Origin of the sequence: Kitasatospora sp. NPDC048545 (assembly GCF_040651155.1) — a bacterium.
In the GTDB taxonomy this organism is placed as follows: domain Bacteria; phylum Actinomycetota; class Actinomycetes; order Streptomycetales; family Streptomycetaceae; genus Kitasatospora.
In genome coordinates, this window is sequence record NZ_JBEZIQ010000003.1 from 119370 (window position 1) to 138385 (window position 19016).

The following is a 19016-nucleotide window of genomic DNA, read 5'->3' on the forward strand; positions in this document are numbered from 1 at the left end:
CCGAGGTGTCGTCGCGTCTGCGGAACATTGCCCGGCTGGTCACCGCGCTGGCGGTCGCGGCCGCCTACGTCGCGCTGCAGCTGGCGATCGACGTGGGCATCGACGGGGCGGGCGGACGTGAGGGGTCCGACCTCGAAGCCGCGGTCGCCCTGTGGCTCGCGGTGGCGGCCCTGGTCCTGGCGTGGCCGGCCCTGTGGCTGCGGCACCGTCGGCGGTCGGGGGCCGCGCAACTCGTCGGCCTCGTCAGCCGGTTCGTCCCGCTCCGGCCGCGGTGGAACAGGACGCTGCGGACGGCCAACAGCATCGGTCTGATGCTGTTCGGGGCCGGAACCTACGCCGTCACCATGTCGGAGCAGCGGGGCCACACCATGCCCATGGAGTCGCAGTTCCTCCTGCTGTTCGGCGGTCTGGCGGCCACCGGGGCCGGCCTCCTGGTCCTGCGTCGCACCCGCCCGTACGCGGGGCGCCCGGCGGCCCGGGCGCTGCTGCGGGACGGCCGCGAACCCGTGCTCTACCTGCGCAGTTTCGACGACGACGAGATCGCCGCCCAGGTCGAGGACGGCGCGGACTTCAACATCAACACGCGGGAGGAGCAGTTCGTCGGCGCGCTCGGGGTCTTCGGCCCCGTGATCGCGGTCGGGCAGCCCGCGGAGCCCCTGCCGCGCCTCGGCGCCGCGCGCTTCTACCTGCCGCTGGACGACTGGAAACCGACGGTGCTGCGGCTGATGGACCTGTCCCAGCTCATCGTCCTGCGCCTGGGGCAGGGGGACGGGCTGTGGTGGGAGGTCGAGCAGGTGCGGGCGACCCAGCCGGCCGGGAAGCTGGTCCTGCTCACGCCGGGCGGCCCGTCCGACCTGATGGCCCGGTTGAACGACCACCTGCCGACGCCGGTGCCGCTCCGGGAGCCGGGCCCGGACGAGCACTGGGTCTCCGCCGTCGTCGTCTTCGACGAGTCCTGGACGCCCCGGGTGTTCCCGGTGGGGCAGCGGCGCACGGGGTGGCGGTCCTGGATGCGGAGCCCGGGCTTCGGGGCGGTGGAGACGTCCACGCTGCACCTGGCCCGCGCGGTGCAGGCCGCCCTGGCGTCCGTGGGACGCCGCCGCCGGACGATGCTCTGGAGGACCCGGCTCTCCTCGCAGTCGCAGTTGACCGGTCTCGGACTCGCCCTCGCGCTGGCCCTGGCGGGCTGGCTCGCCTACCGGGCCGCGCAGTTGATCGCACTCTGGTGAACACGAACCCTGGGGGAAACGTGGAGCATCCGCACCGAGCCGTCCCGTCCGCGAACGCCGACGGGGCCGAAGCCGGGCCGTACCGGGCCGTGACCGGCCTGAGCGTGGCCGTGACGGTCCTCGTCCTGCTGGCGCTGCTGTACAGCGTCCTGCTCACGGTGGCCGACTGGCGCGTCTACCTGGTCGTCGAGCACTTCCTGGCGGGCACGGCGACGATCGAGGAGGCCCAGGCCGCCGACGACTTCTCAAGCTTCTTCTCGTGGTGGAAGGGCCTGCTGGTCATCCTCGTGACCGGGGTGGTGTTCCTGGTCTGGCTGTGGCGGGCGAGGCTCAACGCCGAGTCGCTGGGCGGCCCGGGGAGCCAGCGCCGGGCGCGGGGGTGGACGGTCGGCTCCTGGATGACCCCGGTGGCGAACCTGTGGATCCCGCTCGTGATCGTGACGGACGTCTGGAAGGCCAGCGCGCCCCGGCGGTCGGCCCCCGGCGCGCTCCTCGCCGTCTGGTGGGGGGCGTGGGTGATCGGCGGGTACGTCGGCCAGAGCTACACGTACCTGGTGATGAAGGACTCGCTGACGGAGGACGACCTGCGTCGCGCCGTGTACCTCTCCACCGTCTCCACCGTGCTCTACGTGCTCGCCGGTGTGCTGATCCTCTACACCGTCCACCGGATCAGCGCCTGGCAGACGCAGCGGCGCCCCGCACCGACCGGCTGAGCGGGCCGGAGCGGGGCGCCGTCGGTGCGGCCGTCAGTACGGCTGGACGAGGACGTGCGCGGCGCCCGGGATACCGACCTTCAGCAGCTCGTCCTCCTCCGCCGACGTCGGCGCGCCGGTCTCCTGCTTGAGGACCGCCCGGGACAGGGCCTGGACCCACAGGGCGCGCGGGCGGCGGCGCCCCTCCCAGGCGGCCAGGGCGGCCGGGACGGTGTCGTGGGCGTCCAGGCTCAGGGCGAGCACCAGCGCGTCCTCCACGGCCATCGCCGCGCCCTGGGCCAGGTGCGGGGTGGAGGCGTGGGCGGCGTCGCCCGCGAGGACGATCCGGCCGACGTGCCACGGCTCCTCGACGGTGACCTGGGAGATCCGCGAGTGGACCACGGCGGCCGGGTCGGTGACCTGCGCCAGCGCCTCGGCGATCGGGCCGCCGAAACCGGCCAGGCGCTCGCGCAGCTGCTCGTGGGCGCGCTCCGGGTCCGGGCGGAAGTCCTCGGCTTCGGCGAACACCGAGCCCAGGTACATGAGTTCCTCGCTGATCGGGGTGAGCAGTGCCTTCGCCGCGGTGTTGCCGGCGGACATCACCACGCCCCGCACCTCGGGCGAACGCGGCAGCGTCACGCGCCAGTTGGCGAAGCCGGTGTACTCGGGCGCGTACGCCTCGCCGTAAAGGTGCCGGCGCAGCGGCGAGCCGATGCCGTCGAAGCCGACGACCAGGTCGTAGCGGCCGGCGTGCCCGTCGGTGAGCGTGACGTCGACGCCCTCGCCGTCGTCGGTGACCGAGGCGATGGTGGTGCCGAAGCGCAGGGCGGCGTCGGCGGCGGTGGCCGCGTCGGCGAGGACGCGGGCGAGCGCGGGGCGCGGTATGCCGTTGTTGGACGGGGCGTCGCCCATCCGGGGCTGCGGGATCTTGGCGAGGGTGGCGCCGGCCGGGTCGCAGATGGTCAGCACCTCCCACTCGAAGCCGACGGCCAGGCAGTCGTCCAGGACGCCGATCTCGCGCATCACGTGCAGGGCGTTGGAGGGCTGGATGATGCCGACGCCGAGCGCCTCCGGCTGCTCGCGCAGCTCGGCGACGTCGACGTGGTGGCCGCGCTTCGCGAGGGCGGTGGCGAGGGTGAGGCCGCCGATGCCGCCGCCGTGGACGAGGACGCGCAGGGGTGTTGTCATGGGTGTGGTGCTCCCAGAGAAGTGAGGTTCAGCCGGGGGACGGGTGCGGCCGAAGGGGGGTCAGCCGGCGGGGGAGACGGCGGCGAGTTCCATCAGGTGGTCGACCAGGGCGAGCAGCAGGTCCCGGCCGAAGGCGCGCTCGCGCACGTCGCCGAGCAGCATCGGGACCTGCGGGTCGAGGTCGAGCGCGGCCCGGATCTCGTCGGGGGTGCGGGTGTTGGTGTTGTGGAAGCAGTTGATCGCGACCACGAACGGGATGCCCCGGCTCTCGAAGAAGTCGATGGAGGCGAAGCTGGTCTCCAGCCGGCGGGTGTCGGCGATGACGATCCCGCCGAGGGCGCCGTTGACCAGGTCGTTCCACATGAACCAGAAGCGTTCCTGGCCGGGCGTGCCGAACAGGTAGACCACCAGCTCGGGGCTGACGGTGATCCGGCCGAAGTCGAGGGCGACGGTCGTGGTGTCCTTCTGGTCGACGCCGGAGAGGTCGTCGACGCCGATGCTGGCCCGGGTCAGGTACTCCTCGGTGCGCAGCGGGGTCACCTCGCTGACGGAGCCGACCAGGGTGGTCTTGCCGACGCCGAAGCCGCCCGCGATCAGGATCTTGACGGCGGCCGGGGCGGCGGCCGGGGCGGCGGTGTGGGTGGCGGTGGGGTCGCCGATGGCGGAGTGGGGTGTTGCCATGTTCAGAGTCTCCGGAGTCCTTCGCGTACGGCCGTGAGCAGGCCGAGGTCCACGCCCCCGGCGGCCCGGGCCACCGACAGCGGCGCCCGGGCCTTCAGCAGGCCCTGGGCGACCAGGTCGCCCAGCAGGATCTTGGTGACCGAGACCGGGAGGTCCAGGCCGGCCGACACCTCGGCGACGGCCGCCGGACGACGGCAGCGTTCGAGGATCAGGCGGTGCTCGGGCTGGAGGCCGCGGGCACCGGCGCGGCTGCCCCGCGCCAGGGCCTTGGCGGCCTCCTCCTCGACCGTGGTGAGCACGGTGATGAGAGTGAGGTCGTCCCGCTCGGGCGCGGTGCGGCCGCGGGTGATCGTGTACGGGCGGACCATGCTGCCCGTCTCGTCCTCCGCGTCCTCCTCCAGCTCGCTCCAGTGCGGCACCGCGTCGCGCCGCCGGCCGTCGTCGCGGCCGGCCCCCCAGGCGTCGTTCCCGTACGGGCCCACCTGCGTCAGCCCCGGTTCCGGGCGGCGAAGACGTCGAACGAGGCGGGAGCGCCGAGGGCGGCGGGCGCGGCCTCGGCGCGGGCCGGGGTGGTGAGCTTCTGGCCGACCTGCTGCACCAGGGTGTGCATCGCCACGGACATCACCTCGGCGTCCACCTCCTGGGAGGCGACCACGGCCAGGTGGGTGCCCTGGGCGGCGGCGATGATGAACAGCCAGCACTCGGCGAGTTCGACGATCACCTGGTGCACCGGCCCGCCGTCGAACAGCACCCCGACCCCGCGGGCCAGGCTCTGCTGGCCGGTGGCGACGGCGGCCAGGCGCTCGGCGTCGGCCCGCTCGATGGTCCGGGAGTGGCTGACGACGAGGCCGTCGTCGGAGAGCAGGACGGCGTTCCTGGTCCCCGGTACCGAGTCGACGAGTCCGTCCAGCAGCCAGTCCAGGTCCTGGTGGGTGGCGATCGTGCGGTTCATCACTGGTCATCCGTTCGTGTGGTTCGGGGGTCCGCGGCGGGCAGGGCCCAGGGGGAGGGGCCGGACGGGGGAGCCGGGGGACCGGAGGGGGTGGGGGGAGCCGGCCGGGTGAGGGCCGCGGGCAGCCGGTGTTCGCCGCTGTCCTGGGCCCGGGCGGCACGGGACTGGCGCTGGAAGGCGCCGATCGCCGCACCCGAGCGCCGCACCGGGCGCTCGGCGCGCTGGAACGGGCCCGCGGGAGGCGGCACGGCGCCCTCGGCGGTGCCCGCGCCGATGACGTCGCCGACACCGTCGCGGGCGCCCGCGACGGCGCCCGTGGCAGGGTCCTCGGCGGGGCGCTCGGCGGGGCGCTCGACCCACTGCGAGCCGGCCGGCGGGGGCACCCGCAGCTCGGCGGCCAGGCTGGCCTGCCGCACGCGCTGCGGCAGCGGCGGCTGCCCGCCCTCGGCCGGGCTGTACGGGACCGAGGTGGGGTACTCGCGGGTGCCGCGCCGCTCGGCCAGCCGGTAGTGGTCGGCCGGGCGGTACTGCTCGTCGGCGTACGGCGCCTCGGCCTCGGTGACCCGGGCGTAGGCGATGTCCGGGTAGGCCGGGGTCTCGCGTGCGGGCACCGGCTCGGCCGGGGAGCTGTGCTCGATCGGCTGCTCGGGCCGCAACGGCTCCTCGGACGGGAAGGGCTGCCGCTGCGCGGGCTGCTGCGCGGACACCGACGGCAACGGCGGGTGGGTCTCCTGGACCGGCGCCGGCAGGTACGGGGCCTCCTGCGCCGCGACGGGCGGGAAGGCCTCGTGCGCCGGAGTCTCCTGGAACGGTGCCACGGGGGAGGGCGCCTCCGGGAACGGGGCCACCGGGAACGGCGCCTCGGGGAACGGCGATTCCGGGGAGGGCGACTGCGCGAACGGCGATTCCTGGAACGGCGATTCCGGGAACGGGGCGTCCGGGACCTCCGGCGGCAGCTGCGCTACCAGCGGCAGCGGCACCGGCGCCGCCTGCGGGCCGAAGTCGCCCTGCCCGAAGGACTCCACCGGCGCGACCGGCGGTCCGGCCGGCGCCTGGACTGGCACGTCGTCCGAGGCCGACCGCACCGCCCGGCGCGAGCGCCGGACCAGCGGGATCGGCTCGGCCGTCGCGCCGATGACGCCGACGCCGCCGTCCGGCAGGCCGGCATCACCGTCGATGACCAGCTCGTCCGGAACGAGCACGACGACCCGGGTGCCGCCGAAGGCCGACGGGCGGAACTCGATCTTCAGCCCGTGCAGCGAGGCGAGGCGGGCCACCACGTGGAAGCCGAGGCGGATGTCGTCGGCCCGGGCCAGCACGTCCGTCCGTGGCGGACGGCTCATCAGCTCGTTCGCCGCGTCGTACTGCTCCGGGTCCATGCCGAGCCCGCGGTCCTCGATCTCGATCGCGAGCCCGCGGCCGACGATGGCCGCCCGGACCTCCACCGGCGTGGGCGGCTTGGAGAAGGTGGTGGCGTTCTCCATCAGCTCGGCGAGCACGTGGGCGACCGGGCCGACCGCCCGCTCGGACAGCCACGGGTGGCCCTCCACGTCGAGCATGATCCGACGGTAGTCCTGCACCTCGCCCTGCGCGGCGCGCAGCACGTCCAGCAGCGGGACCGGCTTGCGCCAGCGCCGCTGCGGCTGTCCGCCGGCCATGATGACGAGGTTCTCCTCGTAGCGGCGCAGCCGGGCGGTGAGGTGGTCGAGGTCGAACAGGCCCTCCAGGACCTCCGGGTCCTCGTGCCTGCGCTCCAGCTCGTCCAGCTTGCGCAGCTGGCGGCCGATCAACAGCTGGGTGCGGCGTGCGATGCGCTGCAGCAGCCGCTCGAAGCCGCGGTGCTGCTCGGCCTGGCCGACGGCGGCCGCCAGGGCGGAGGAGCGGGCCAGGTTGAGCGCCTGGCCGAGCCGGGCCAGCTCGTCGGTGCCGTTGCCGTGCGGGCCCTCGGTGATGGTGCGGGCCTCGGCCTCGACGTCCACCTGCTCGCCGCGGCCGAGGCGCTCGACCACCTCGGGCAGGGTGCGCTGCATCTCCTCGGCCTGGGTGTGCAGTTCCTTGATCCGGCGGCGCAGCGAGCGGCTGAGCCGCCAGGAGGCGATGACCACCGCGATGACCGTGATCAGGCCGATGACGGTGGTCAGCACGACCCGGGTCAGCAGGTGCAGGATGGCGCCCTTGCCGACCTCGACGATGCCGCTGGTGCGGGTCTCGATCGCCTTGACCAGCACAGGGTTGACCTGGTCGAGCGCCTGGCGCCACTGGTCCTGGGCGGCGGGCAGCTTGACGGTGCCGTTGGCGTCGGCGGCGGTCGGCCTGGTCAGCTGCTGTTCGACGGCGGCCTTGGCCTGCCAGGCCGGACTGTTCATCAGGTCGTGCCAGGCGGTCGCCTCGCCGTCCGGGACGTACGGGACGACCTGCACGGTGAGCAGGTGGTCCTGCGCGCCGATGGCCTGCTGGACGGCCTGGTAGTCGGCGGTGCTGAGCCGGCCGGAGGGCCAGCCGCGGGCCAGGATCGCGTCCTCGCGGGCCAGCATCTCCTTCGCCCAGAAGGCGTTCACCAGGGTCTTGGAGATCCAGGTGACCTCGCCGGTGTCCACGTGGCTGAGCGCGGTGAACAGCCGCAGGTCCACCGCGATCAGGTCGGTGTAGTAGGCGTAGACGGTCTGCTGGTCGACCGCGCCGCGGTCCACGGCGGCGCGCTGCTCGGCGAGCTTGCCCATGGCCTGGCGGGCCTCGGCGACGGCGCTGCGCACCTCGTCGGGCGCGCTGTCGGCGGTCTCGCCGGACAGGGCCTGGAACTGGCGCACCGCGTCGTCGGTCGCCTGCCGCTGGCGGCGCAACTGGTCGGTGCCGGCGCCGGGCCGGGCGAGGGCCTCGGCGCTGAGCCGGCGCTCCTCCTGGAGGTTGTAGTAGACGATGTTCGACGGCTGGCCGGCCTTCTGGGCCAGGAGGCCCTGGGCGGCCTGCCGCTGGAAGTCGAAGACGGTCTCGCCGCTGGTGACCGCCCAGAGGGCGACGAGGGCGAGGCTGGGGACGACGGCCAGGACGAGAAGCGCCGTCCGCAGGGACAGGCGTGGACGCCTGCGGGGGCCCTTCGGCGTCGGGGGCCGCCGATTCGCACGCGCGCGCAGAGCAGACTCCTTGGGGCTGGCGGCCGGCCGGTGAGGGGCGGGCCGTCCGGGCACGGGCTTTTGACGAAGCGATACTAGTCATACCGTGTGATTGGAGTGAAAGCCCGTTCGCTGCCTGAGCGGTGCTTGCACACGTATCCGACACAATGTCATTCAGTCATTGACTGTACGTATGCGGAGCAGGCCGATCCGGACTTGCTTGACACAGTGTCAACGGCTCGCGCGGCCGGTGGATGGCCGCCGTGTGAAAACTGTGTGACGCCGGGGCTGGGACCCGTTCGTCCGTCCCGATCGTTCGGTCGGGGGCAGGACGCTGCCGCACCGAGGCGCGCGACTGGCGGATCGTCCGCAGCAGCTCGTCCCGGTGCTTCGCCGACTTCGGCGAGGCCGACAACCGCTCCATCAGACTCGACGGCCCGGGGGTCGCCGAGCGTTCACGCAGCCCGGCGACGACATGACCCTCCAGTGGATCGAGATGGGCCGGGTTGTGCGCCCACGGCACCCGGCCGCCGCAGCAGTCGGCCGCAGCAGCCGGCCGCCGGCCGGAGCGGCAGGCGGACGTACGGATCGACGGCGGCGCCGAAGGCCCGGCAATCCTGGCGCTCGTCCCGGGCGTGGCCGCAGCCGTCGCAGTGCAGCCGCCGCAGGCCGGGCAGTGGGCCAATGCTCTCGCCGGCGAGGTCGTGGACCGTGGTGCCCGGGTCGGTGAAGTGGTGGGGCGGTGAAGCGGTGGGGCGGGGTGGCGGTGGGGCGGGGTTGCGGTCGGGGCGGTTGCGGTCGGGATGGTCATGGCGCGGGGTGGCCGGGGAGTTCGGGGTGGCCGGGGAGGTCGCGGCGTCCGGCCCGCTCGGGTGCGCGTCGGGTTCAGTCCGCCAGGAGGCGGGAGCGGGTGGCCTCCAGCTCCGCGGCCAGCACCCGGCCGGCGGCCTCCGGGTCGCCGTCGCGGACGGCGCGGACCAGGGCGGCGTGTGAGTCGTAGCCCTGGTTCGGGTCCTCGGCGCGGATGTCGAACAGGCCGACCAGTTGCTCGCGCAGCACCGGGGCGAACTGGGTGAAGAGGTCATCCAGGACGGGGTTGTGGGCGGCCGCCACGACGGCGGTGTGCAGGGCGATGTCGGCGTCGACGAAGGCGGTGTCGTCCGCCCCGCCCGCCGCGTGGCGGGCCGCCAGGGCCGCATCCAGGGTGACGAGGTCCGCCTCCGTGCGGCGGGCCGGGCCGCCGGTGCCGACGTCGGTGCCGGCGCAGGTGCAGGTGTCGGTGTTGGTGCTCGCGCTGCCGGGGGACGGGTGGCCATGAGCGGGGCTCATGGGGTGACCTCATGAGGGAGTCTCATGGGCGGGCGCTCGTGGAAGCCCATGAGCGGGGCTCATGGGCGCGGGGCATGAACGGCGCTCATGGAAGGCGCCATGAGCGGGGCTCATGGGCCAGGGGCATGAACGGCGCTCATGAGCGAAAGGCATGATGACCCGATGACGTCCTCCTCTCTCCCCGCCCGAAGCCTGGCGGTCGCCGAGGCGCTGGCAGCCGCCGGTGTCGCCGGTGAGATCGTCGTCCTGCCCGACTCCGCCCGTACGGCAGCCGAGGCCGCGGCGGCCCTCGGCTGCGAGGTCGGGGCCATCGCCAACAGCCTGGTGTTCCTCTGCGACGGCGAGCCGCTGCTGGTGATGACCAGCGGCGCCCACCGCGTCGACACCGACTACCTGGCCGAACAGTTGGGCTCGGGCCGGATCGCCCGGGCGGGCGCCGACCGGGTCCGTGAGGCCACCGGCCAGGCCATCGGCGGCGTCGCCCCCACCGGCCACCCCGCCCCGCTGCGCATGGTGGTCGACACCGCCCTGCAGCGGTACGAGGTGCTGTGGACGGCCGCCGGGCACCCGCACACCGTCGTCCCGATGTCCTACGCGGAACTGCTGCGGGTGACGGACGGAACCCCGTCCGCCGTGACGGTGGACTGACCGCGGACCCGACCCGCCCCCGGAGCGCTATCCGGTCAGCGGGCCGGACCGCGGCCGGTACGGCGACCCGGACAGCAGCCCGTCGTACGCGGCGGGCTGCTGCCCCGTACGGGGGATACTGGCGCGATGCTGTTGCCGTACATCGCCGAGCTGGCGGACGAGCCGCTGGACCTCGAACCGGACGACCGCCGGGTGGAGTGGGAGACCAACACCTGGTGGCTGAGCGCCGAGGCCGAGGACCGGCGGGCGTCGACGGTCGCCGAGGTGGTCGCCGCCTTCGAGCGGACGGCCCTGCTGCTCCGGGCCCGGGTCGGCGGGCTGGGCCACACCGGCCCGGCGACGTTCTACGTCTGGCACGACGACCGGGCCGGGCAACTGCGCTGCTCCACCGGCTCGGTGGGGCCGGAGGAGCTGCCGTTCGGCGGCGCGTACGTTCCGGTCGACGACCTCGCGCCGATCGTCGCCGACTTCCTGGCGGACGAGGAGCCCGGCGTGATCAGGCTGACGGACGGCGACGGCGACGGCGGCCCGTGTGGCGAGAACGGCGAGAACGGCGAGAACGGCGAGGGCCCGGAGGTTCCACCCCTCCCCGTCTGGGTCCGCAGCGTCGCGGCGGCCGGGTGAGCCGGACTCAGGCCGGGTAGACGAGCGAGCCCAGCGGTGGGCATGGGACGAGCAGGGTGGAGAGTCCCGGCCGTTCGACGAACGCCCGGGCCGCGGCGGCCTGTTCGCGCCGGGTGTCCAGGACGTCGGCGTGCCAGGCGTCGTGGCGGGCGCCGGGGTAGTCCCAGGTGTCGTCGATGAGGCTGAGGCTGGTGTTGCCGGAGCTGCGGCTGACGTCCGCGTTCCAGGCGGCCCGGCGGAGCGCGGTCTGCACCGCGGTGAGTTCGAGGCGGGCGCACAGGATGCCGGGGGTGTCGGGCACCCGGGTCGGCAGCGGGGCCTGCGGGAGGAGGGACACGCCGGTGTCGCGGCGGCCGATGTTGTCGACGCTCGCCTGGGTGGCCTCCTGGGACATGATCACCACTTCCCGGTGCAGCCACTGGAGTTCGTCCAGGTCCGCCATGGTGATCCGCATCCGCTGGTACGCCCCGCGGAAGCGGGGATCGGCGTGGTGCGCCAGCAGGGCGGGCGCGTGCAGCTCCAGGCAGTCGTTGTAGCCGGCCGTCACCGCGGCGTCGAGGTGGTGCAGCGCCTGGCCGAGCACCCGCTCGCGCTGGTGGACGCCTTCGACCTGCCCGACGCCTTCTACGACCGCCGGCCGATCGCCGGGCCCGCCTACCAGGAGGCCTTCGGCCCGACGGCCTGAGTCCGGCTCAGCGCTCCAACTCGGCGCTCCAACTCAGCGCTCCAACTCAGCGCTCCAACTCGGCGTTCCGGCTCAGCACTCCAGGGCGGCGACGGTCTCCTCGGTCAGCTCCCGTGCCCGGGCGACCGTCGCCGACAGCTCCCCGGCCGTGCCGCCCGGCGCGGCCAGCAGGGCCCGCACGCGCGGGCCGAAGTCCGCCGGCGCGGCGGGGAGCCGCTCGGCGACGGCCAGGGCGCCCTTCTCGTTCAGGCACCAGCGGCGGTCGTGGGCGTGGAGCGCCTGCACCAGGACCCCGAACGCCCGGGACAGGCAGAGCGACACGTACAGGCCGTCCGCGCGGGCCGCGCCCTTCGCGGCGACGTCGAGCAGGAATCCCGCCTCCCACGCCGCGGCCGTCAGGGCCGCGCGCAGCGGCTCGGGGTAGTCGGCGGTCCGCCGCTTCAGTTCCGCCAGCCTGCCCGTCGGGTCGGCCAGCACCTGCCCGCAGGCCACCTCGCCGGCGTAGCAGGGCGACCAGAACCCCAGCGGGTGGCCGGGCTGCACGCCCACCTCGTAGCGGCCCACGCGGCAGTCCGCCCACACCCGTTCGACGCGGTCCAGGTCGCGCAGGATCCAGTCCACGGCGACCCCGTCGACCCGCAGCCACGCACCGCCGTTCACCCACGGCCCCCACCCGCCCGGTCCGGCCACCTCCACCCCGGGCCCGGCGAGCGCCCGCAGCGCCGCCAGGTCGAGGCCGTCGCCCCGGTAGTACACCCCGAGGTCCCAGTCCGACGCCGGACCGTGCTCGCCCCGCGCCCGGCTTCCCCCGAGCATCACTCCCACCACGCCCGGCACCGCGGTCAGTTGCCCGGCCATGTCCTCGATGATCGCCCGCATGGAAGGAGTCTGACAGACCGTCCGGAGCGGGCCCCGGGTGGCCGGGGAGGTGCACCCACTCCCCGCCACCCTCAACCTACAACGCACGGGGGGACTTGCCGCAAGGCCCCGGTCGTGCCGCAGAATCACCGACTCGAAGCCAGGACCAGGGAAATGCGGGAGAGTCACGACGTGCGAGTGGTGTTGTCGACGTACGGGTCGCGCGGGGATGTCGAGCCGCTGGCCGGGCTGGCGGTGCAACTGCGCGCGCTCGGTGCGCGGGTGCGGGTGTGCGCGCCGCCGGACGAGGAGTTCGCGGCCCGGCTGGCCGAGGCAGGTGTGGAGGTGGTGCCGGTCGGGCAGTCGGTGCGCTCACTGGTGACCGGGCCGCGCCCGGCGCCGACGGACTTCCCCCGGCGGGCCGCCGTGCTGGTCGAGCAGTTCCACGAGGCGGTCCTCGCGGCAGCCGAACCCGGCGGCGCGGTGGTGGCGACCGGACTGTTCCCGGCCGTCGCCGGCGCGCAGGCGGCAGCCGAGAAGCTGGGCGCGCACTTCGCGTACGTCGCCCTGCAGCCGACCATGCTGCCCTCCCCGCACCACCCGCCGTTCGAGTACCCGATGCGGCCCTACCCGGCGGAGGTGACCGACAACCGGGAGCTGTGGGCCCTGAACATCGAGGCCATGAACGCGCTGTTCGGCGAAGCGGTCAACGGCCACCGGGCGGCCGTCGGACTGCCGGTGGCCGAGAACGTCCGCGACCACGTCTTCACCGACCGGCCGTGGCTGGCCACCGACCCGACCCTCGGCCCCTGGCTGCTCCCGGCCGACCGCGAGGTCGTGCACACCGGCGCGTGGATCCTGCCGGACGACCGCCCGTTGCCCGCCGACCTGGAGGCCTTCCTGACGGCCGGTGAGGCGCCGGTGTACGTCGGCTTCGGCAGCATGCCGCTGCACGACGCGGCGGCCACCGCCCGGGCGGCCGTCGACGCCGTCCGCGCCCAGGGCCGCCGGGTCCTGCTCGGACGCGGCTGGGCCCGGCTGGCCGAGGCCGACGGCGCGGCCGACTGCTTCGCCGTCGACGAGGTCAACCAGCAGGCGCTGTTCCCCCGGGTCGCCGCCGTCGTCCACCACGGCGGCGCGGGCACCACCACGACGGCCGCCCGGGCCGGCGTGCCCCAGGTCCTGGTGCCGCAGATCGTCGACCAGCCGTACTGGGCCGCCCGGGTCGCCGCGTTGGGCATCGGCGTCGCCCACGACGGCCCGACCCCGACGGCCGACTCCCTGTCCGCCGCCCTCCGGCAGGCCCTGACGCCCGGCATCGCTGAGCGGGCCGCGGCCGTCGCGGGTGGGATCCGTGACGACGGGGCGGCGGTGGCGGCGAAGCTGCTGCTGGAGGCCGCCGCCGGCTGACGGCCACCGGTGGACCACCGCGGGAGTGGGACGTCGGTCCTGCCGACTTCCCACTCCCGAAGGCTCGCCGCCGGACTGCTACCGGCCCGCCGGTCCCGCCGTCGTCCGGTCCCCGCGAGGCACTCCGCGAGGCACTCTGCGAAGCACGCCGTGAAGCACGCCGTGAAGCACGCCGCGCCGGTCGTCGCGAAGGGCTGCGCGCAGGGCGAGGTGGGCCAGCCAGGCCAGCCCGAGGGCGAAGGGCGCGGCGGTGTCCTCGGGCGGGCCCGGGACCGCAGTGCAGACCGCGGCGACCACCAGCGGCACCCACGGCCGGAGCAGCAGGTGCCGGGCGAGCGCGCTCCCCGCCTCCGGAACGAGCCCCGCCGCGAACGGGACGAGCAGCCCGGCCACCGCGAGCGGGACGGTGGAACCGGTGTGCTTCACCGCCTCGAACACCGCGAAGGCGAGCAGGAAGAGCCCCAGCGAGCCCCACCCCCACCGGCCCGCCGCCGTCCTCGTCGACACCGCGACCGCATCCGCGTCCGCGCCGGAACCCGCATCCCCCTGAACCGTCATCCGTCCAGGAGACCACGCGGAAGGGCTCGCGCGCCGGGCGCCCCGAGGATCCGGCCACCGGGCCTGCCGGTCAAGGGACCTGCCCGGTCACGGGACCTGCCCGGTCACGAAGTCGGCCCGGTCACGAAACTCGGCCCGGTCAGGAAGCCGGCTCGGTCAGGAACTTGGCGTCGCGGTCCTGCAGCCGGTTGCCGGCCTTGTCGTAGAACTCCCAGGACTTCGCCCGCACGGTCCCCGGGCGCGCCACCACCATGCGGCGGGTGGGGGAGTCTCCGACGGTGACGGCCTCGGGCTCGGTGCTCGTGCCGTCCGCCCAGTGCACCACCACACGGCCGACGTCGGGGCCCAGGGAGATGACGACCACGTCCACCGGGGGCACGATGCCGTCCTTGCTGCTGCGGCCGAACAGGCCGCCGCTGAAGTCGGCCGCGCTGCGCGGGTCCAGTCGGCCCGGGGCCGGGGTGTCACCCGCCGAGTCGTGGCCGATGCGGACCCCGTCCACGACGAAGTACGTGTCGATGACATCCGAGTCGGCCTGCCAGTACTGGGCGACGAACGCCGGAGTCGGCTTGGCGATGTTCGAGTCGAAGGGCGCGCGCTCCTGCCACACCGCCAGCGCCTGCTCGTACGCCCGGTCCTTCGGCGCCAGCGGCCAGAGCGCCTGCCAGATCTCCCAGGTCTTGCCGTTGGCGACGCCCTGCCCCAGCCGCACCCGGACCGGGGTGAACGGGTCGCGCACCCCGGGGGCGGCGGTGGTCGCCGGAGCGGCGGCCGGTCCGACGGCGACCGGACCGCTGCCGGCGGCGACGGCGGCGCCCGTGGCCGCCGGGTCCGGGCGCAGCTGGGTCAGCGCCCCGCCCGACAGGGCCACCACCGAGGCCAGTGCCACCGCGCCGACCACCGTGCGGCGGCGGTTCCGCAGCCGGCGGCCGCCCGCCACGATGTCCGCGACCGGCGCCGGACCGACCTTCGCGCCGGCCGCCGCCTCCGCGAGGCCGAGCCCGACCCACAGGTCCTTGTCGCCGTCCACGTGCGCGCTCATACCGTTCCTCCGATGTGTGTCGTGTCCTTGAGTCCCACCAGTTCGGTGACCTGCCGCAGCCGCGCGATGCCCTTCGCCGCGTGGCTGCGCACCGCGCCCGCCGAGCAGCCCATGGCCGCCGCGGTCTGGCTGTCGCTCAGGTCCTCCCAGTGCCGCAGCACCACGGCCTCCCGCTGGCGCGGCGGCAGGGTGGCGAGCGCGGCCAGCAGCGCCCCGCGCTGGTCGGACCGGGCGTACCCGTCATCCACCGCCGCGGCGTCCGGCACCGTGTCCACCAGCAGCTCCGGCGGCCGGCGCCGCCAGCGGCGGGCGTGCTGGTTGACCAGGATCCGCCGCACGTAGGCGTACGGATCGTCCGCGCGGCGGACCTTCGACCAGGCCGCGCAGGCCTTCTCCGCCGCGGACTGCACGAGGTCCTCCGCCGCGTACTGCTCCCCGGCCAGCAGGTACGCCGTTCGCACCAGACGTGGCCAGACCGCGACGACGAACGCCTGGAACTCCTCGTCCCGCCCGCTCTTCGTATCTCCCATGAGCACCTCCTCACCCGCTCAGAGCCCGTGCGCGGCCGGAAGCGCTTACTTCCGTCCCGGGGCCGTTCATCCGGTGCTACGGGCGGACCGGCCGCCGGGGCTCGGTGAGGTGCGGCGGGAGCGGCGGACCCGCGCCGGGAGGGGGTGAGGTGCGGCGGGCCGGTGAACCGCGGTGCGCCCGAATCGCTTGGCGATCGCGGAAGGGGCCGTTAGCATCCGCCGAATGATCATTTCTCATGACGTGGCGGGCAGCGGACCCGCCGTGGTGCTGCTGCACTCCTCGGTGTGCGACCGGCGGATGTGGGACGCGCAGTGGCAGCGGCTGGCCGACGCCGGGTACCGGGTGGTGCGGGGCGACTTCCGGGGGTTCGGCGAATCGCCGCTCGCGCAGGCGCCGTACAGCGACGCCGGTGATGTGCTGGCCCTGCTGGACCACCTGGGCATCGAGTCCGCGGCGCTGGTCGGCGCCTCGCACGGCGGGCGGATCGCCCTGACGGTGGCCGGGCTGCGTCCGGCGGCCGTGACCGCGCTGGCCCTGCTCGCGCCAGGCATGCCCGGGCACCGGCCGGGCGAGGAGCTGCGGGCCTTCGGAGGGCGCGAGGACGAGCTGATCGAGGCCGGTGACATCGACGGGGCGGTCGAGCTGAACGTCGAGACCTGGCTGGGGCCGGAGGCGGACGAGGCGGCCCGCGCGAGCGTGCGGCGGATGCAGCGGCACGCCTTCGACGTGCAGGCGGACGCCACGGTCGGCCCGGACCGGGAGGAGGTCGACCTCGCGCTGATCACGGCCCCGGCCCTGGTCGTCGGCGGCGCCCACGACGTGCCGGACTTCCGGGGGATCGCGGCGCACCTCCCGACCGTCCTGCCGAACGCCAGGCACCTGGAACTGCCGTGGGCCGGCCACCTGCCGAACCTGGAGCGGCCGGAGGAGACGACGGCGCTGCTGCTGGACTTCCTGCGGGAGACGGCGCAGGTCTAGGCCCTTGTCCGGCGGGCGGGGCGTGGGGCGGCGGCCGGGACCGGCGCCCCGGGCCCGGTCACGGCGGAGCGGGGTCGCGCGGTCGCGGGCGCGCGCGGAGGAGTGCGGGCCCGGCGACTATCGGCCACGGCGGCGAAACCCGGGACTCGAACGTGTGTCGGGCGCCATCATGGCCGGGTGCACTTCATCTCGGAGATCAGCTCGGACGGCGTCTCGCAGCGCGGTTTCACGGTCGACGGCGTGCCCGGTGTGCTGTGGCAGCCGGAGGGGCCGCCGCTCGGCGGCCGGCCGCTGGTGCTGCTCGGGCACGGTGGTGGCGGCGACAAGCTGGGCATGGCGGAGCGGGCCCGGCGGTGCGCCGCGCGGTACGGCTTCGCGGCGGTGGCGCTGGACGCCCCGGGGCACGGGGAGCGGCCGCGCAGTGCGCAGGACGAGCGGTTCGTCACGGAGATCGGGGAGTTGCTGGCCGCGCGGCGGCCGATCAGCGCCTGGGTGGCGCGGCACACGGCGGCCCTCGCGGAGCGGGCGGTGCCGGAGTGGGTAGCGGTGCTGGACGCGCTCGGCGGGGCGGGGGAGGGCTTCGGGCCGGTCGGGTTCTGGGGGCTGTCGCTGGGGAGCGTGGTCGGCATCCCGCTCGCGGCGGCCGAACCGCGGATCGCCGCCGCGGTGTTCGGGCTGACGGGGGCCGCCGCGCAGGTGGAGGCGGCGGGCCGGGTGGGTGTGCCGACGGAGTTCGTCCTGCAGTGGGACGACGAGCTGGTCCCGCGCGGGGCGGCGCTGGCGCTGTTCGACGCGTTCGGCTCGCGGGAGAAGACGCTGCACGCCAATCCGGGCGGGCACCTGGAGGTGCCGGAGTTCCAGGTGGCGGCCTCGGAGCGGTTCCTGGTCCGGCACTTGGGAATCACCGAGTAAAACTTCGCAAAGAATTTCCCTCTTCAGCGACCTCACCGGCCGTCATTTCAACAAAATGTTGCAGCTCAGCGGCCTGATCGTCACGCTTCGTCGACTTGACGTAGCTCCCCGTGCGCATTCTGGTTCGCAATCCGCCGGAGTACGGTTCCGGAGGAATCGCCGGGGGTTCTTCCAAATCCACCGGCCGTACCGGGAATTGGTGCGAAGCATGGGTCAGGTCAAGGGTGGGGAGGGCGCGGCCGTGGCGACGGTCCTGACCCCGGCGCTCGCCGCGATCTGCGCGCCCTTCGGCGGCCACGCCTTCACCTGGCCGTTCGTGCTGACCGCGATGCTGTTCCTGGCGGCCGTGCCGGCCGTTCCCCGTCTGCGCCGGGTCTGATTCTCCGTCCAACTCCCCTGCATTTCATCGGATCCTCGGAAAGGAAGAGTGATTCCCGTGAATCTCTCGCCGCGTGAGATGGACAAGCTGTACATCTACGTCGTGGCCGACCTGGCCCGCAAACGCCGCGACCGAGGCGTCAAACTGAACTACAGCGAGGCCTGCGCACTGATCAGCGAGGCCATCATGGAAGGCGCCCGGGACGGCCGCACCGTCGCCGAGTGCATGGAGATCGGCAAACACGTCGTCGGCAACGCGGACGTCATGCCCGGCGTGCGCGAGATGCTGCCGCTGCTCCAGGTCGAGGCCGCCTTCCTGGACGGCACCAAACTCGTCTCCTGCCACGACCCGGTGGGTGCCTGAACCGTGGCGCGACCGCAGCCCGCCACCGTGGTGCTGGCTGGCAGCCACGAGAGCCACGGCGGACGGGACCTGGCCGCGCTGGTGGCGGCCGACCCCGCCGTGCACGCCGCCGCCCCCGCCGGACGCCCCCTCACCGAGGCCGTGCGGTCGGCGCTGGCCGACGGCGAAGGTCCGGTGTGCGTCGTGCCGATGACGCTCGGCCGCGACCCCCGGCTGGTGGCCGACGCCGCCCGGTCCCTGCGCTGGCTCGCCGCCGGGGAGGGCCGCGGCCGGCTCGCCCTGACCGCACCCTTCGGCGCCGCCGAGCACCTGGTCGGCTGGCTGCGCGCCGCGGCCGGCCCCGCCCCCGACGGCGCGCTGCTGGTCACCGCCCCGGCGGCCGGCCCCTTCGAGGACGCCGAGCTGTTCCGGATCGCCCGGCTGGTCCGCCAGTACGGGCGGCACCGCTGGGTGGAAGTCGCCTTCGAGGGCGGCGACCCCGACCCGGTCGAGGGAGCCGAACGCTGCCGCCTGCTCGGAGCCCGCGAGGTGACGGCCGTTCCGGCCTCCTTCGGCCCGGCCCCGCACCCGGCACCGTCCGTGGTCCGCGACGGCGGTCCGCTGCTGCGGCCGGCCGCGCTCGCCGGCGTGGTCGCCGCCCGGACGGCGGCGGCGCTGCACCTGCTCGGGCACGGGGAGGACGGCATCGCGGCCGGCCTCGACGCGGAGCACGGGCACGGCTACGCCCACGGCCACGGCCATGGGCCGGGCGAAGCGCACCCCCACCACGGCCACCCGCACCCGCAGAGCCCGTACCCCCGGCAGCCGCACCACCACCCCCACGCACCCGCACCCACCCCCCACTGAA

The 19016-nt window shown here is 74.7% G+C and carries 22 protein-coding genes and 1 pseudogene; 12 read left to right on the forward strand and 11 right to left on the reverse strand.

Annotation, left to right across the window (positions count from 1 at the left end):
* Positions 1–5: 5 nt before the first annotated feature.
* Positions 6–1229, forward strand: a complete 1224-nt coding sequence (locus tag AB0D10_RS04260; protein WP_360250992.1) for a transferase — start codon at positions 6–8, stop codon at positions 1227–1229.
* Between the two features lie 20 nt (positions 1230–1249).
* Entirely contained in the window at positions 1250–1942 is a 693-nt protein-coding gene (locus AB0D10_RS04265) for a DUF4328 domain-containing protein (RefSeq protein ID WP_360250995.1), read from the forward strand.
* Between the two features lie 33 nt (positions 1943–1975).
* Here the strand turns inward: AB0D10_RS04265 and AB0D10_RS04270 are convergent, their stop codons facing one another.
* The 5 genes from AB0D10_RS04270 to AB0D10_RS04290 all read right to left on the reverse strand — a co-directional run bounded on the left by AB0D10_RS04270 (position 1976) and on the right by AB0D10_RS04290 (position 7927).
* Positions 1976–3109 (reverse strand): FAD-dependent monooxygenase, encoded by a 1134-nt coding sequence (locus AB0D10_RS04270; RefSeq protein WP_360250998.1) that lies wholly within the window; start codon positions 3107–3109, stop codon positions 1976–1978.
* A 60-nt stretch (positions 3110–3169) separates the two neighbouring features.
* Entirely contained in the window at positions 3170–3790 is a 621-nt protein-coding gene (locus tag AB0D10_RS04275; RefSeq protein WP_360251001.1) for an ATP/GTP-binding protein, read from the reverse strand.
* Positions 3791–3792: 2 nt separating this feature from the next.
* Positions 3793–4158, reverse strand: coding sequence for a DUF742 domain-containing protein (locus AB0D10_RS04280; protein ID WP_360251729.1), 366 nt, complete (start codon positions 4156–4158; stop codon positions 3793–3795).
* 119 nt (positions 4159–4277) lie between these two features.
* Positions 4278–4742: a roadblock/LC7 domain-containing protein gene (locus AB0D10_RS04285; protein WP_360251004.1), complete on the reverse strand. Its 465-nt coding sequence runs from the start codon at positions 4740–4742 to the stop codon at positions 4278–4280.
* The gene (locus tag AB0D10_RS04290; protein ID WP_360251007.1) at positions 4742–7927 is read right to left on the reverse strand and encodes a nitrate- and nitrite sensing domain-containing protein; all 3186 of its coding nucleotides are present in this window, start codon (positions 7925–7927) and stop codon (positions 4742–4744) included. Before AB0D10_RS04290 ends, AB0D10_RS04285 begins: the two co-directional genes overlap by 1 nt.
* Positions 7928–8358: 431 nt before the next feature.
* On the opposite strand from AB0D10_RS04290, the gene AB0D10_RS04295 reads away from it, so the two are divergent.
* Positions 8359–8598: a hypothetical protein gene (locus AB0D10_RS04295; RefSeq protein WP_360251010.1), complete on the forward strand. Its 240-nt coding sequence runs from the start codon at positions 8359–8361 to the stop codon at positions 8596–8598.
* Positions 8599–8737: 139 nt separating this feature from the next.
* Here AB0D10_RS04295 and AB0D10_RS04300 read toward each other — a convergent pair whose 3' ends face one another.
* Positions 8738–9181 (reverse strand): FCD domain-containing protein, encoded by a 444-nt coding sequence (locus AB0D10_RS04300; protein ID WP_360251013.1) that lies wholly within the window; start codon positions 9179–9181, stop codon positions 8738–8740.
* 162 nt (positions 9182–9343) lie between these two features.
* On the opposite strand from AB0D10_RS04300, the gene AB0D10_RS04305 reads away from it, so the two are divergent.
* Entirely contained in the window at positions 9344–9829 is a 486-nt protein-coding gene (locus tag AB0D10_RS04305; RefSeq protein WP_360251016.1) for a YbaK/EbsC family protein, read from the forward strand.
* A 126-nt stretch (positions 9830–9955) separates the two neighbouring features.
* Positions 9956–10453 (forward strand): hypothetical protein, encoded by a 498-nt coding sequence (locus AB0D10_RS04310; RefSeq protein WP_360251019.1) that lies wholly within the window; start codon positions 9956–9958, stop codon positions 10451–10453.
* A gap of 7 nt (positions 10454–10460) precedes the next feature.
* Here AB0D10_RS04310 and AB0D10_RS04315 read toward each other — a convergent pair whose 3' ends face one another.
* Complete coding sequence (locus tag AB0D10_RS04315; protein WP_360251022.1) at positions 10461–11036, reverse strand: hypothetical protein; 576 nt, start codon at positions 11034–11036, stop codon at positions 10461–10463.
* On the opposite strand from AB0D10_RS04315, the gene AB0D10_RS04320 reads away from it, so the two are divergent.
* Positions 11013–11138 (forward strand): hypothetical protein, encoded by a 126-nt coding sequence (locus AB0D10_RS04320; RefSeq protein ID WP_360251025.1) that lies wholly within the window; start codon positions 11013–11015, stop codon positions 11136–11138. The genes AB0D10_RS04315 and AB0D10_RS04320 overlap by 24 nt on opposite strands.
* 72 nt (positions 11139–11210) lie before the next feature.
* Here the strand turns inward: AB0D10_RS04320 and AB0D10_RS04325 are convergent, their stop codons facing one another.
* Positions 11211–12017, reverse strand: a complete 807-nt coding sequence (locus tag AB0D10_RS04325; protein WP_360251028.1) for a nucleotidyltransferase domain-containing protein — start codon at positions 12015–12017, stop codon at positions 11211–11213.
* A 153-nt stretch (positions 12018–12170) separates the two neighbouring features.
* Between AB0D10_RS04325 and AB0D10_RS04330 the strand changes: the two genes are divergently transcribed.
* Positions 12171–13406 carry a glycosyltransferase gene (locus AB0D10_RS04330; RefSeq protein WP_360251031.1) on the forward strand — a complete coding sequence of 412 codons (1236 nt, stop codon included), beginning with the start codon at positions 12171–12173 and terminating at the stop codon, positions 13404–13406.
* Between the two features lie 78 nt (positions 13407–13484).
* Here the strand turns inward: AB0D10_RS04330 and AB0D10_RS04335 are convergent, their stop codons facing one another.
* The 3 genes from AB0D10_RS04335 to AB0D10_RS04345 form a co-directional block, all read right to left on the reverse strand.
* Entirely contained in the window at positions 13485–13964 is a 480-nt protein-coding gene (locus tag AB0D10_RS04335; RefSeq protein ID WP_360251034.1) for a hypothetical protein, read from the reverse strand.
* Positions 13965–14103: 139 nt separating this feature from the next.
* Positions 14104–15006 (reverse strand): hypothetical protein, encoded by a 903-nt coding sequence (locus AB0D10_RS04340; RefSeq protein ID WP_360251037.1) that lies wholly within the window; start codon positions 15004–15006, stop codon positions 14104–14106.
* On the reverse strand, positions 15003–15536 hold the full coding sequence (locus AB0D10_RS04345) for a SigE family RNA polymerase sigma factor (protein ID WP_360251040.1): 534 nt from the start codon (positions 15534–15536) through the stop codon (positions 15003–15005). Before AB0D10_RS04345 ends, AB0D10_RS04340 begins: the two co-directional genes overlap by 4 nt.
* 223 nt (positions 15537–15759) lie before the next feature.
* On the opposite strand from AB0D10_RS04345, the gene AB0D10_RS04350 reads away from it, so the two are divergent.
* The 5 genes and pseudogenes from AB0D10_RS04350 to AB0D10_RS04370 all read left to right on the forward strand — a co-directional run bounded on the left by AB0D10_RS04350 (position 15760) and on the right by AB0D10_RS04370 (position 19015).
* A complete protein-coding gene (locus tag AB0D10_RS04350; RefSeq protein ID WP_360251043.1) occupies positions 15760–16515 on the forward strand; it encodes an alpha/beta hydrolase in 756 nt (251 codons plus the stop codon).
* 177 nt (positions 16516–16692) lie between these two features.
* Positions 16693–17427: an alpha/beta hydrolase gene (locus AB0D10_RS04355; protein ID WP_360251046.1), complete on the forward strand. Its 735-nt coding sequence runs from the start codon at positions 16693–16695 to the stop codon at positions 17425–17427.
* A gap of 232 nt (positions 17428–17659) precedes the next feature.
* Positions 17660–17806 (forward strand): annotated as a pseudogene (locus tag AB0D10_RS04360) (urea transporter); the annotation flags it as partial.
* 57 nt (positions 17807–17863) lie between these two features.
* Complete coding sequence (locus AB0D10_RS04365; RefSeq protein WP_360251049.1) at positions 17864–18169, forward strand: urease subunit gamma; 306 nt, start codon at positions 17864–17866, stop codon at positions 18167–18169.
* A gap of 3 nt (positions 18170–18172) precedes the next feature.
* Positions 18173–19015: a cobalamin biosynthesis protein CbiX gene (locus AB0D10_RS04370; RefSeq protein ID WP_360251052.1), complete on the forward strand. Its 843-nt coding sequence runs from the start codon at positions 18173–18175 to the stop codon at positions 19013–19015.
* Position 19016: the final 1 nt, after the last annotated feature.